The organism is Bacillus sp. 11B20 (assembly GCF_056098985.1).
In genome coordinates, this window is record NZ_JBLZWZ010000008.1 from 584,551 (window position 1) to 597,915 (window position 13,365).

Annotated in this window: 14 protein-coding genes and 1 riboswitch; of the genes, 5 read left to right on the forward strand and 9 right to left on the reverse strand. The window is 42.3% G+C overall.

Annotated features, from left to right (window positions below; translation table 11 throughout):
* Positions 1 to 230 precede the first annotated feature (230 nt).
* Positions 231 to 875 carry a serine/threonine protein kinase gene (locus ACN6NB_RS12395; RefSeq protein WP_039180336.1) on the forward strand — a complete coding sequence of 215 codons (645 nt, stop codon included), beginning with the start codon at positions 231 to 233 and terminating at the stop codon, positions 873 to 875.
* A 33-nt stretch (positions 876 to 908) separates the two neighbouring features.
* On the opposite strand, the gene ACN6NB_RS12400 is transcribed toward ACN6NB_RS12395, so the two are convergent.
* Positions 909 to 1,091 carry a hypothetical protein gene (locus ACN6NB_RS12400; RefSeq protein ID WP_008342761.1) on the reverse strand — a complete coding sequence of 61 codons (183 nt, stop codon included), beginning with the start codon at positions 1,089 to 1,091 and terminating at the stop codon, positions 909 to 911.
* A 191-nt stretch (positions 1,092 to 1,282) separates the two neighbouring features.
* Between ACN6NB_RS12400 and ACN6NB_RS12405 the strand changes: the two genes are divergently transcribed.
* Positions 1,283 to 1,429: a hypothetical protein gene (locus ACN6NB_RS12405; RefSeq protein ID WP_167364625.1), complete on the forward strand. Its 147-nt coding sequence runs from the start codon at positions 1,283 to 1,285 to the stop codon at positions 1,427 to 1,429.
* A gap of 35 nt (positions 1,430 to 1,464) precedes the next feature.
* Here ACN6NB_RS12405 and thiC read toward each other — a convergent pair whose 3' ends face one another.
* Positions 1,465 to 3,225 carry a phosphomethylpyrimidine synthase ThiC gene (gene thiC, locus ACN6NB_RS12410; RefSeq protein ID WP_099663493.1) on the reverse strand — a complete coding sequence of 587 codons (1,761 nt, stop codon included), beginning with the start codon at positions 3,223 to 3,225 and terminating at the stop codon, positions 1,465 to 1,467.
* Positions 3,226 to 3,351: 126 nt separating this feature from the next.
* Positions 3,352 to 3,460: riboswitch (TPP riboswitch) on the reverse strand.
* A 235-nt stretch (positions 3,461 to 3,695) separates the two neighbouring features.
* Between thiC and ACN6NB_RS12415 the strand changes: the two genes are divergently transcribed.
* A complete protein-coding gene (locus tag ACN6NB_RS12415) occupies positions 3,696 to 4,328 on the forward strand; it encodes a LysE family transporter (protein WP_073979793.1) in 633 nt (210 codons plus the stop codon).
* 45 nt (positions 4,329 to 4,373) lie between these two features.
* Here ACN6NB_RS12415 and ACN6NB_RS12420 read toward each other — a convergent pair whose 3' ends face one another.
* The 5 genes from ACN6NB_RS12420 to nadB form a co-directional block, all read right to left on the reverse strand.
* Positions 4,374 to 4,991: a YhcN/YlaJ family sporulation lipoprotein gene (locus ACN6NB_RS12420; protein ID WP_059375683.1), complete on the reverse strand. Its 618-nt coding sequence runs from the start codon at positions 4,989 to 4,991 to the stop codon at positions 4,374 to 4,376.
* Between the two features lie 334 nt (positions 4,992 to 5,325).
* Positions 5,326 to 6,555 (reverse strand): SafA/ExsA family spore coat assembly protein, encoded by a 1,230-nt coding sequence (gene safA / locus ACN6NB_RS12425; protein WP_474253369.1) that lies wholly within the window; start codon positions 6,553 to 6,555, stop codon positions 5,326 to 5,328.
* A 131-nt stretch (positions 6,556 to 6,686) separates the two neighbouring features.
* Positions 6,687 to 7,796 (reverse strand): quinolinate synthase NadA, encoded by a 1,110-nt coding sequence (nadA, locus tag ACN6NB_RS12430; protein WP_474253370.1) that lies wholly within the window; start codon positions 7,794 to 7,796, stop codon positions 6,687 to 6,689.
* Complete coding sequence (nadC, locus tag ACN6NB_RS12435) at positions 7,783 to 8,646, reverse strand: carboxylating nicotinate-nucleotide diphosphorylase (protein WP_474253371.1); 864 nt, start codon at positions 8,644 to 8,646, stop codon at positions 7,783 to 7,785. The genes nadA and nadC overlap by 14 nt, the downstream gene beginning before the upstream one ends.
* Complete coding sequence (gene nadB / locus ACN6NB_RS12440) at positions 8,628 to 10,202, reverse strand: L-aspartate oxidase (protein WP_474253372.1); 1,575 nt, start codon at positions 10,200 to 10,202, stop codon at positions 8,628 to 8,630. The genes nadC and nadB overlap by 19 nt, the downstream gene beginning before the upstream one ends.
* Before the next feature lie 94 nt (positions 10,203 to 10,296).
* On the opposite strand from nadB, the gene ACN6NB_RS12445 reads away from it, so the two are divergent.
* The gene (locus tag ACN6NB_RS12445; RefSeq protein WP_186315108.1) at positions 10,297 to 11,439 is read left to right on the forward strand and encodes an IscS subfamily cysteine desulfurase; all 1,143 of its coding nucleotides are present in this window, start codon (positions 10,297 to 10,299) and stop codon (positions 11,437 to 11,439) included.
* Positions 11,440 to 11,442: 3 nt separating this feature from the next.
* Positions 11,443 to 11,985, forward strand: coding sequence for a transcription repressor NadR (locus ACN6NB_RS12450; RefSeq protein ID WP_041086449.1), 543 nt, complete (start codon positions 11,443 to 11,445; stop codon positions 11,983 to 11,985).
* 24 nt (positions 11,986 to 12,009) lie between these two features.
* Here ACN6NB_RS12450 and pheA read toward each other — a convergent pair whose 3' ends face one another.
* Both pheA and ACN6NB_RS12460 read right to left on the reverse strand, forming a co-directional pair.
* Positions 12,010 to 12,888: a prephenate dehydratase gene (gene pheA / locus ACN6NB_RS12455; RefSeq protein ID WP_024423155.1), complete on the reverse strand. Its 879-nt coding sequence runs from the start codon at positions 12,886 to 12,888 to the stop codon at positions 12,010 to 12,012.
* An 18-nt stretch (positions 12,889 to 12,906) separates the two neighbouring features.
* On the reverse strand, positions 12,907 to 13,350 hold the full coding sequence (locus ACN6NB_RS12460) for an ACT domain-containing protein (RefSeq protein WP_251219680.1): 444 nt from the start codon (positions 13,348 to 13,350) through the stop codon (positions 12,907 to 12,909).
* Positions 13,351 to 13,365 lie beyond the last annotated feature (15 nt).

The following is a 13,365-nucleotide window of genomic DNA, read 5'->3' on the forward strand; positions in this document are numbered from 1 at the left end:
TCACTATTTACACCTCTTTAGAACATGAGATCGATGCATGACATATGTAGTTTGACCCATTTTTCTAAACATTAACCAAATCGATGATTCAAATGTATGGTAAGAGTCTTTCGTTGTATCCTTCATTCGTAAATGTTATGTTTTATACAATCCATTGCTTTATCGAGTGACACGTTTTTTCATCATTCGTTTTTCAGCCGCATAAACTGAAACCAAAGAAGGTGAAGTCAATGTCAGATGTCAAAAGATTAGCCGAATCGATTCAGTATCATGAAGAGAAACGTTTTCATAAGCTTGCCTATAAACCAGTAGAGCTTGAACTGTGCGGCAAAGGAAGAAGTGCCTATGTCTTTTTATACAAAAAAGACGGCAAGAAAATGGCACTAAAAGTCTTTTTCCCTTCTTATCAGCATATTGCCCGCAAAGAGGCTGCCATTTACGAAAAACTTTCTGGTTCGTCTTACTACCCTGAGATTTATGAGTCTGGGGATCAGTATATTTTAATGGAATATATTAAAGGCTACACATTCTATGAATGCCTTACAAAAGGAATTCCTATTAAAAAACAAATGATCAATCAAGTCGATGATGCGCTGGAGGAAGCGCGCGAGAAAGGATTGAATCCTTCTGATATCCATCTGCGCAATCTGATCTTAACTAAAGAAGGACGGATCAGAGTCATTGACGTTGCCAGATTCACGCAAACGAAAGCATGTCATCAATGGGATGATTTAAAAGCTGCTTATGCTTATTACCAAAAACCTTTTTTCCCTAAAAAAGCACCGCGTCTGTGGCTAGAAGTGATTGCTTATTTGTATAAAAAGAACTGGCTGTCCCGCGGGCAGCTTAATAATCGGAATGATTTTTCTGCATAATGAAAGCCGCTCTATTTGAGCGGCTTTCTGTTGTTATTCTGTTTCTACATGGATACTATTGACGTTTAATAGGTTAATGATTTCATTATTCAGCTTAAACCAATGATTGGCTTCTTCAATTTTTTTATACACATCATAGGTAGCTGGACGTTTGAGCTCGAAATCAAGCACTTCCCCATTGTTCATATGAAATGTTACCTTAAATACTTTCATCATAAGATCACCTTCCACTCTTCTTGTTCGCTGGTCAAATAGATCAGCTCTTTTCATTCATTCTCTATTCAACTCGTTTCCCCTCCTTCTTTCCATTCAAACCCAAGAAGTTTAAATTTTGTTTAAATTCACACAACATATCTATCTCTCATATCTGCAAAGAAGTATATTAGTGAAAAAGGAGGCTGCCCTTGATGAAGCAGAAAAAGAAACGAACATCTCCAGAAAGAAAAACAGTCTTTTTTCATTTAACAGATGCTCTCATTCCAAGTGTGGACATGATGGCATATGCAGCAAAGGCATTTTTTCACCTTTTAAGAAAAGCCTTTTCAGCGGTTTGATAAAACCCCGCACAGCATCGTGCGAGGTTCTTTTTTTATGGCTGATAAATTTGACTTCCTTGACTGACAAACTCCTTCGCCTTCTTTTCCATCTCTCTTTTTACTTCTTCAGATTGATTGCGGATATCATGAGAAATTTTCATACTGCAAAACTTCGGTCCGCACATCGAGCAAAAGTGAGCGGTTTTAGCGCCTTCGGCAGGCAATGTTTCATCATGGAACGCCAAGGCTCTTTCTGGATCAAGTGACAGGTTGAATTGGTCCCGCCACCTAAATTCAAACCTCGCTTTCGATAAAGCATCATCGCGCTTTTGAGCCGCAGGATGTCCTTTTGCTAGATCAGCGGCATGTGCCGCAATTTTATAGGCGATCACGCCTTCTCTCACATCTTCTTTGTTCGGCAGACCTAAATGCTCTTTTGGCGTTACATAGCATAGCATTGCTGTACCGTACCAGCCGATCATGGCCGCACCGATCGCGGATGTAATGTGATCATACCCCGGCGCGATATCTGTTGTAAGAGGCCCTAACGTATAAAATGGTGCTTCCTTGCAAATGTCCATTTGCTTGTCCACATTCTCTTTGATTTTATCCATTGGGACATGTCCGGGCCCTTCAATCATTACCTGCACATCGTGTTTCCAAGCAATTTCTGTTAACTCACCTAACGTTTCCAGCTCTGCAAACTGCGCCTCATCATTGGCATCAGCAATCGAGCCTGGTCTAAGTCCATCTCCAAGTGAAAAGGCGATATCATATTTTTTCATAATTTCACAAATGTCTTCGAAGTGAGTGTAGAGGAAATTCTCTTGATGATGAGCAAGACACCATCTTGCCATAATTGCACCGCCTCTTGAAACAATTCCGGTCACCCGATCGACAGTGAGCGGAATATATCTTAACAGCACGCCAGCATGAATCGTGAAATAGTCTACACCTTGCTCCGCTTGTTCAATTAATGTGTCCCTGTACACATCCCACGTCAAATCTTCTGCGACTCCATTCACTTTTTCAAGGGCCTGATAGATGGGAACGGTTCCTACTGGGACTGGGCAATTCCGAATGATCCATTCTCTCGTTGTATGAATATCCTTTCCAGTAGACAGATCCATCATTGTATCTGCCCCCCATCTGATCGCCCATGTCATTTTTTCAACCTCTTCATCAATGGATGACGTGACAGCTGAATTGCCAATATTCGCATTGATTTTGACATGAAAATTTCTTCCGATAATCATTGGTTCACTTTCTGGATGGTTAATATTCGAAGGAATGACGGCTCTTCCGCTCGCCACTTCCTCTCTAACGAACTCAGGGCTTAGCTCTTCTCTAATTGCGATAAACTCCATTTCAGGCGTAATGATGCCTTTTTTGGCATAATGCATTTGCGTCACGCGCGCTCCTTGTTTCGCGCGGAGCGGCTTATGATGAAAATCAGTTTGGACAGAATGGATGGACTCCTTCTCCCTTGAACGATATCCGTTATCCTCCGGTTTTACATGACGCCCTTCATAGCTTTCTGTATCTCCTCTTTCTTCAATCCATGCTGCCCTAAGACGCTTTAACCCCTTTGTGACATCAATATGAACGTTCTCATCGGTGTACGGTCCACTTGTATCGTATACACGGACTGGTTCATTTTTTATGTCGCCCGCCTCTGTCACAGTATGTGAGAGCGTGATCTCTCTTTTTGGCACTAAGATATCGGGTCTTGATCCTTTCTCATATACCTTATGGCTGCCGTCAAAGCTGGATAACAATGATTGGTTGGATGGGACACTTTTCTTTTCTTTCATTTGCTGTTCTCTCCTTTTCTTCTTGTCACCGGACAGGATGGAATCAGCACCAGCAAAAAACCAGGCTCTATTTAAAGAACCTGGTTTCGTCGTCAGAAATAAACATGCATATCATTGATATGATACATGCATCATCTTCAACTTCCCCACGCTGGTACGAGCCAGATCAGGTCCAAAGGGTTAAGAAGCTTATACTTCTCTCTCAGCCCATTTACGGGCACCCCTAGTCACTTTTATTGAATTCCACATCAGTTTAGCATAGAGACATCATGAAGAAAAGAAGATTCAGGAAAATAGTTCCTTTCCCCTACAAGCGTTATGGATCATGTTGATATACAGTCTTCTATACATCATCTATCTCTCTCATTTCAATTAAATCTGAAATAATCATTGATCCTTTTCTCCTATTATGTATAATTAATCTAAACGGAGAATTTTTATACAATTTATTTAAAGGAAGTTCTAGTCGATTGCAAACATTTCTCACATTTATCGTCGTAGGATTCTCAATTGCTCTGCCTGTTGGAGCAATCACGGTTGAAATGACAAAACAGGGACTGAAAAACGGATTTTTTCATGGTTTAACTGTCGGAGCAGGCGGTATGACCATAGACTTATTACTCATCTTGGCTTTATATGCTGGATTTGCTCAGTTTTTATCTTTGCCGTTTGTTCAAATCCCGCTCTGGCTGATCGGAGCTGTATTTTTAATGATTCTCGCATACGATTCCATTAAAAATGCGGATCAAGATATTCATTTAGCAGGAGAAAAGGTCAATAAATCATTCGTGAAAACATATCGAAACGGTTTGCTCGTGGCGGTATCTCCTGGAAATCTTGTGTTCTGGGTTTCTGTTTTTGGTGCTGTACTTGCAGATGCTTATACAAAAACAGATTCATCTGAATTTATGCTGGCTGCCGGCGGTATTTTGGCAGGGATTCTCCTTCATGACATTGGTCTACTCACCCTTGTATCCTTAACAAGAAAAGTGATGAATCGGACGATGATCAAGTGGACATCCATTATTGCTGGTATTTTATTATTAGGGTTTGGCTGTTATTTCTTTTACGAATTTTATATAGGCATCAAGGTTTATTTTTAAGAAAAGGCTAAAGTTCGTGATGAACTTTAGCCTTTTTGTGTCAAACTATCGGGTCATGCCTGTTTGTCCTGTTTCAAATTGCGTTCTTCTCATATCTCTAAAGCGTGTGAATGCACCTTCATCTTTCATGACTTGGACTGCTCTTCCATCTGCATAACGAGTCGCTGCTTCTTCTACTTGTGATACGCCTTCTGACGTCAGGCGGCCATCTGATTTAATGGCAATATACACATTCTCATCCGTCACCATGACTTGAGAGTCTGCCACGTGATTCATTTTATTGACGCGGTTGGCAATTTTTCTTGAACGCTGGATGTTCTCTTGTTTATCGTAGCCTGAGAACGACATTTGGTTATGATAGTTCATATCTCCATGACTGTAGCGTCCATCTCCACCTGCAAGAGGCATTCGATCATCGGCTTGAGGACGGGTGCGATAATCAACATTCGTTGTATTCCCACCGTTCATCCCTTCCATGAGTTCAGAAACTGGTCCTTGATGATCTTGGTTATTGTCATCTGCACGGTTATTCGAATGATATCCGACCGGCTGACCTGATTGATTATGCCTTGTATCTACACCTGCATTGTCATTTGTACCACATGCTGTTAACCCAATAGGAAGAAGCACTAATGCGATTGTTTTTTGCCATTTTTGTCTCAAACGAAAAACCCCCTGTACAAATTCAATCTCATGAGCGCGAAACAGGCTCTGTTTTAGCATGTACAGTTAGGAAGAAAATCAAGCTGTCAGTTATAAACAAAAAAAGGAACGATTGAGATTGTTCCTTCTTGTATGGTGACAAAAGGCTAAAATGTTCTTGATTTTAGCCTTTTGTCTTCTTTTCAGCGTAATAGAAAACCTTTGCATTCTAGGAAGGACGAGCACAGGAGCGGAGCGAATTTGACATTCGTGAGCACCGGAGCGCAGACCTGACACCGAATGCGAGGGTTTGTCTACACGCTGAAAGGAACGATTGAGATCGTTCCTTCTGTCATTAATCCTCTTCTTCCTCCTCCGGCCTTGCAAATACGGATTGGCCTGGATATGGCTGCATATAAGGCTGAGCAGGATAAGCACCCATTTGGCCATAAGGAACAGGATTCGGATAATGTCCTGGCCAAGGCTGATGATGCTTCATGCCATCATCACATCCGCAGTCTTCCTTGTCGTATGCTGCATTTGAGACGTTTGGATAAAAGCCTTGATTTACGTTGGCATTTGCATTGGCGTTTGAATGCATATGGTGATGCCAGTGATGTCCGTCGTTTGCATGGTGCTCATGATTTTCCCCGTAGTAAGCAGGCGCTTGATACGCAGGATAATATGGATGAGCCGGGTATGGATATGGCATCATATGATGGTGATAATATGGATGGATAGGATAACATAGTCCTGATCCCGGTAAAATTGGCGATGCCGGCACCATTTGCTGCGGATATGGATACATCCCCGGCATGTAATGACCATGACCATAACCAAAATAAGGATCATATGGTTCATGATGATGGTGCTGGTGATGATGCTCGTTATTTTCAGCCACTCCTCCTACCGCTGCCCCTCCCACATTTGGCATTTGCGGGAAGTTAGGAAGGTTTGGGTAATTGCCATGCTCCATGTCTTTTCCCTCCTCTTTTTGATGCGGAATATGAATAAACGGGTCATATCCCTTTGCCACTTCATCTTTTAGATGACCTTTATTTTCATGGTAAAAATGGTCTTTGTTATCTTTATGGTCCTTATTTTCATGATGGGAATGACCCTTGTTATCTTTATGGTCTTTATTCTCATGATGAAAATGATCCTTGTGATCTTTTTTCTCATAATGATCTTTTTTGGGAGGAGGCGTGAATGGCTGGTAGAGATTGGTCTGATAATAGTTCACATCGACTTGTGGAAAAACTGGCTGCTCGATCTTTGGCACTGGCGGTACATAAGGTACCGGTTCATTTGGCTTTTCCTTCGGTTTTGTATCTTGCACTTGCACGACATCTTTTGGCTTTTCTTTCACATACGGATGTTCTTTCGTTTTTGGCATTTCTTTTGCTTTGTGATGATCTGTTTTTACAGGAACACCACTAGATGGAATTTTAATCTTCATACCCGGCATGATCAAATCAGGATTACTGAGCTGAGAATTTAGTTTTTTCAATTCTTGAAAGTCGACTCCGTATTTCTTTGAAATTTTCCAAAGGGAGTCTCCTTTTTGCACAATATGAATTTTCAACGTTTTCCCCTCCTATGCAAAACGTGAACGTAACGGTTATGTCAGAAGTACAATATGTTTCAACATAAATTTATGCCTATTTACAAGCCGATATGATAAAAACTTGTTTTCTGATAGGAGGGGCTGAATCATTATTTAATGGCGAGCATTTTCTCGAGTGCAAGCAAAGCGTCTTTCGTGATGTCTTCATTGACCTGTATCAACCCGACCGGCTGACCCTTTTCAATGCTTTCAAGTGACCATAGCAAATGAGGCAGATCAATCCGGTTCATCGTCAAGCATGGACACATATCTGGGTTAAGGGATTCAATTTGTTTATCTGGGTGCTGCGCTATGATCCGTTTGACTAAATTCATCTCTGTTCCAATCGCCCACTTGCTGCCTGCTGGCGCCTGTTTGATCGTATCAATAATAAATTTCGTTGAACCTGCTAGGTCAGAAGCCCTTACGACCTCATGCGTGCATTCAGGATGGACAAGAATTTGAATGTCACGGTCTTTTTTTCTCATTTCTTCTATATTCCGAACGGTAAATTTCTCATGTACTGAGCAATGGCCCTTCCATAAAATCATCTTGATTCGGGAAAGCGGCTGATCGGTGATGAGCTTTTCTTCTATCTGATCCCAGACAGCCATTTCTTCTATCGGAATACCTAAATCAAAAGCCGTATTACGCCCTAGGTGCTGATCAGGGAGAAATAGAATCCGCTCTTTTTGCGTCATCGCCCACTCGAGTACTTTTTTAGCATTTGACGAAGTAACAGTCGCCCCGCCATGCTTGCCGACAAATGCTTTAATATCTGCTGTTGAATTGACATACGTAAGCGGAAGTATTGTATCTCCAAACAGATCAGTGAGCTGCTCCCATGCTCTGTCTGTTTGTTTCATGTTTGCCATATCTGCCATGGAACAGCCTGCTCTCATATCTGGCAATACGACGCTTTGATTCTTGTTTGACAGCATATCTGCCGTTTCTGCCATAAAGTGAACACCGCAGAACACAATGTATTCAGCCTCGTGATTGTCGGCCGCTATTTGTGCCAGCTGCAATGAATCTCCTGTTGCATCTGCAAATTCGATGACCTCATCCTTTTGATAATGATGACCCGGTATAAAAAGCTTTGATCCAAAAGCCCGCTTGATTTCTAACACTCGCTGCTTCATTTCATCATCAGAGCGGTGTTTATATTCATCTGGCATCATGGCTGCATGTTGATTGGCTAATACATTAAGCATGGACATGAGCTGTTCCCCCTTTATGACTGAATTCCATATTCATACTAAAATCAAATGCTGGAGCAGAATGTGTTAGAAAACCAAGTGAAATCAAGTCGACTCCTGTCCCCCTGTAGCTTGGCAATGTCTCTAGCGTAATGCCCCCTGAAGCCTCTGTCAGAATGGACTCTGGCGTCATTTGTTTAAAACGTTTAACCTCGTCCGGAGAGCAGTTATCAAACATGATGACATCCGCTTTTGCATCAATGGCTTCCATTAGCTGCGTTTCTGATTCAATTTCCACTTCAATTTTCACCATATGACCGGCATATGCTCTTGCTTTTTCTACCGCTTCACGAATAGAGCCGCATGCGGCAATATGATTATCTTTAATCATCACCCCATCTGATAAGCCAAAGCGATGATTCTTTCCACCGCCTGTCTTCACTGCGTATTTCTCTAACATACGCAAGCCGGGTGTCGTTTTTCTCGTATCACAAATCGTAATAGACGGGTCACCTAATCGCTGCACCGCCTCATGCGTTAAGGTGGCGATACCTGTCATTCGCTGCAATAGATTTAAAATGACCCGTTCTCCTTTTAATAAGTCGTTGACTGGGCCCTTTATTTTCGCCAGTACAGCGCCTGAACGAATCCAATCACCTTCTTGAAAAAACAGCTCAGTTTGAATCTGTTCATTCAACAGGCGGTACCCTATATCAATCAGTTGTGATCCTGCCAATACACCAGATTGTTTCGCAATGATAAGAGCTGTTCCTTTCTTGTCTCCAAAGATGGCATCAGCTGATACATCTCCAAAGCCAATATCCTCTGTAAAAAAATGAGTGAGCATTTGTTTTAACTGTAAACGTTCCATTTGGCACCGATCCTTTCATTTTTCATGATATAAATATGACCTTTTTCATGAACAATCTGCCTGCTCTGCCACAACGCATCGCTTCGCTCTGGATAATCCATTCGATAATGGCCGCCTCTGCTTTCTGTACGGAGTAATGCAGATTTAGCAAGGCAAACCGCTAATGCCCATTGATTGCTTAATTCGATCTGTTCATTTGTGATATCCTTCACATTAATTTGCTGAAAAGTGACATCCTGTAACGTATGAAGCAAAGTCTGCAAGCCCTTTTCATCTCTCACAATGGCTGCAAATGTAGTCATCCATTGTCTCAGCTGAGCTGTTGAAATCATCGGAACCATCCATATTTCTTGAATAGAAAAAGGTGGACTTGTTTCTTCCTGTTTAGGCAGCTGTTCAATTCTTTGTGCTGCTTTGCTGCCTAACACGAGACCTTCCAGAAGAGAATTACTCGCCAATCGATTCGCACCGTGTAAGCCAGTACAGGCCGCTTCTCCAATGGCAAATAGCGCTGGAACAGTCGTTTCCCCATATTCATTGACGCTGATACCGCCCATTAAAAAGTGCATACCCGGGGAAATTGGCAGCCTTCCGCTCGCCATATCGACACCTGCACGCTGACACATCGCATCTATCGCTGGAAAACGAGCTGAAAAATGCGGAATATCATGGATGTTAAGATACAATTGATGGCCTAATTGCTGCTCATGAAAAATAGCTCTAGCGACCACATCTCTAGGTGCTAAATCAGCTTGTGGGTGAATACCTTTCATGATCCGCCTGCCTGTTTCATCTTCTAAATAAGCTCCCTCTCCCCTTACTGCCTCTGAAATGAGACCAACTGCTTTTCCATCGATTGTCAAAAGAGTTGGATGGAATTGAACAAATTCGAGATCCACTAATTGCGCACCTGCTCGATAGGCCATCATTAGTCCGTCTCCTGTGACAGAAGGATCATTTGTGTTTGTCTCATATAGGGAGCCGCAGCCACCTGTTGATAAAACAACGGCATCTGCGGTCATCGTTTGTACGTGTCCTGTCTCGTCTTTCCAGACAACACCCTTGCATGCCCCTTCATGAACCAATAGATCCACGACATGATGATACTCGTATAAATGAATATGTGAGCCGAGCTGACTTTTCAGATACTGTACAAGGGTTTTCCCTGTTTGATCTCCTCCTGCATGCAAGATGCGATGAGTGGTATGTGCCCCCTCTTTGCCTAATTGCGGCTCTCCCGCTTCATCTTGATCAAATGGACAGCCATCTGCTACGAGCTGCTCCACAAGATGTTTTCCAAGTCTCACGATTTCTTGTACGGTTCTTTCATCATTGTGGTCACAACCAGCATCTAGTGTATCTTGCACATGCTGCTCAGCTGAATCATGTGCTGAAAAGGCAGCAGCAATTCCACCTTGTGCCAGCATGGAATTACTAGATGAAAATTGTTTTTTTGTCATCATGATGACCTGGCAGTTTTTCGAGATATTTCTTGCAAAGGAAAGCGCTGCAATGCCTGATCCCACCACAATAACTTTTTTGATTGATGACACCATCGCCCCTCCTGTCATTTACACATGTCTTGACACATATCATTACACAACACTAAAATAAATACAAGAAAAAATTTTCACACGGGAGATGGATAGGTTGGTTTATTTAGATTACGCAGCTTCTACACCTGTTTCAGAAGAAGCACTGCATGTTTTTGAGCAGCTGAGTAAAAATTTCTACGGAAATGCAAGCAGTCTTCATGATGCTGGGGGAAAAGCAAATGACATATTGACTTACAGCAGACAATCACTCGCTGCCATGATCGAGGGTGAACCAGATGGGATCTACTTTACAAGCGGTGGAACTGAATCCAATCTCCTTGCGATTCAATCGATCATCAATGGACTACCAGCACATAAACAGCATGTCATCACAACTTCAGTCGAGCACCCTTCTGTTCATCATGCAGTTAGCAGCTTAGAGCGTCTTGGCGTAAAAGTCACCATCATTGAACCGAATCAGGATGGAATCATAACAGAGGACATTATCAAAAAAGCATTATTGCCTGAAACAGGACTCGTATCTATTCAGCATGCTAATTCAGAAACAGGGATTATCCAGCCGCTTGCTGATTTAGCACCTCTTTTAAAAGAAAGGAACATTCTTTTTCATACAGATGCTGTGCAAACATTTGGAAAGATACGTGTGTCCATCAAAGAACTTGGAGTCGATGCCGTGTCCATCTCAAGTCATAAAGTGTATGCTCCTAAAGGTGCTGGTGCCGTTTATATGGGCGCTCATGTTCCTTGGAAACCTTTATATACAGGAGCAGTTCAGGAAAATGGCTTACGTCCAGGGACAGTGAATGTTCCGTGTATCGGTGCTTTTGCTGCTGCAAGTGAACAAGCAATGCTTAGGCTGGATGAACAGCAAAAATTAGATGAACAGCTGCGTGATTATTTTCTTCAGCAGTTAAAAATCAGACAGCTGCCAGTTCGTACACTTCAGGACAATGACAATCGCCGTACGCTGCCTCATATTATTGGTTGTTTTTTTGAAGGGTTTGAAGGACAATATGTAATGTTAGCATGTAACCGGCATGGGATTTGTCTATCAACTGGAAGCGCATGTGCTTCTGGTTATCACCATCCTTCCCCTGCTGTGAAGGCATTGCGTGTATCAGATCGTGATGCCCTTCAATTTATTCGACTATCATTTGGATGGCAGTCATCAAAAGATGACATCGATCAGCTTTTGCATACATTTGAGCATTTGCAAAAGGAGAAGAAGGGAGCTTAGGACGTGGAGCAAGAGAGGAAACTCATTGGCGAAGAAAGAAGAACCGCCATTTTAGAGTGGCTGAAAGAAACAGACACACCGCTTACTGGAAGCTTTTTAGCTAAAAAAGCGGCTGTCTCTCGACAAGTCATTGTACAAGATATTTCATTATTAAAAGCAAAAAATGAACCCATTATTGCCACAAGCCAAGGCTATGTGTATATGGCAGCGCAGCATGCGCCAGAAAGAGAAATTGAACAAATCATCGCCTGTAAGCATGATCCTGCTCGCACAGAAGAGGAACTGACCTTGATTGTAGACTTTGGAGTGACGGTGAAAGATGTGATCATTGAGCACCCTGTTTATGGTGAACTAACGGCCTCCATTCGCGTCAGCACACGGAAACAAGTCGCTGATTTTGTCCATCATATTTCTAACACCGGCGCGTCCTACTTGTCAGAACTAACAGACGGCGTGCATTTGCATACTCTCACTTCTTACAGCCAAAAGCAGCTTGATCAAGCCATTCAAGCGCTGGATGATGCTGGGTTTTTAATAAAAGACTAAAAAAATAGTGTCCTGGATGGGACACTATTTTTCATTCGTTAATTCATATGTTTGATAGCTGCCGAGCAGCTTGACCTCACAGCCAATCGCTTCTAATTCTTGAATCGCACCAGGGACTAGGACATCATCCATTTCTTTTTCAATGTCAATAATAAATAAATAGTGTCCAAGACCTGTTTTTGTCGGACGAGATTCAATTTTTGACAAGTTAAGATTCCGCCAAGAAAAAGCAGACAGCACGCGGTGCAATGCACCTGATTGGTCATCCTTAGGCAGACTGACCACAATGGTCGTTTTTGGCTTTGATGAGAAACCAGAATTCATTGGGAACGATGCGTTAGGATCTTTATGTAAAATCACAAAGCGTGTATGGTTGTGCGGATAATCATGAATGTCTTTTTTCGCAATCGTCAAACCATACGTTTTTGCAGCAATTTCATTGGCAATAGCCCCGACAGCTTCATCTGGATGCTCACTGATGTATTTTGCTGCATAGCCTGTTGATTCCACTGGCCGGTGAGGAATATGAGGGTACTGTTTTTTCAGAAATTGATGACACTGGGCAATCGCATGAGGATGTGATTGAATGACATCTAACGTCTCCCAGCTCTCCGCTCTTGACGGGTGGACAAGCAAATGCTGCCGTATCGGTGCTGTCATCTCCCCCACAATGGACAACGCTTCTTCATGAATTAAATAATCAATCGTTAAGTTCACAGATCCTTCGAGTGCATTTTCAAGTGGAACGACCGCCAAATCGACTTCGCCCTTTGACACAGCATCCATACATTGCGGAATCGTTGCATAGGCACGCTGCACTGCATCTTTTGGAAAACAAGAGCATACGGCCAAATGAGTAAATGTTGCCTCTGGTCCAAAATAACCTACAGTTAATTGCTTCATCTGCTATGATCTCTCCTTTTACGCTCCAGAACCTAGAATTTCGACTTTTTCGACAAATTCGAGCTTTCTTAATTGATTCATGACGGTGTTGATATCATCTGCCATACCAGCTGTACTAATTGATAAGGTGACATTCGCTCTTCCTTGCAGTGGAATCGTTTGGTGAATGGATAACACATTACAGCCAGAGTCAGCCACAATTTGAAGCAGTCTTGATAAAGCCCCAGACCGGTCCTCAAGGTGGAAAAACAATGTGATGATCTGCTCTTTTACCATTGTATAAAATGGAAAAACAGCATCTCGGTATTTATAAAAAGCACTGCGGCTTAAATCCGCTTTTTGAACAGCATCGGCAACTGAATCCGCTTTTTTGCGATCGAGAAGCTTTTTGACTTCAAGCGTTTTTCGCATCGCCTCTGGAAGTACATCCTCTCTTACTAAATAGAACGTTTCTTCTTTCACCTGTTTTCTCCCCTT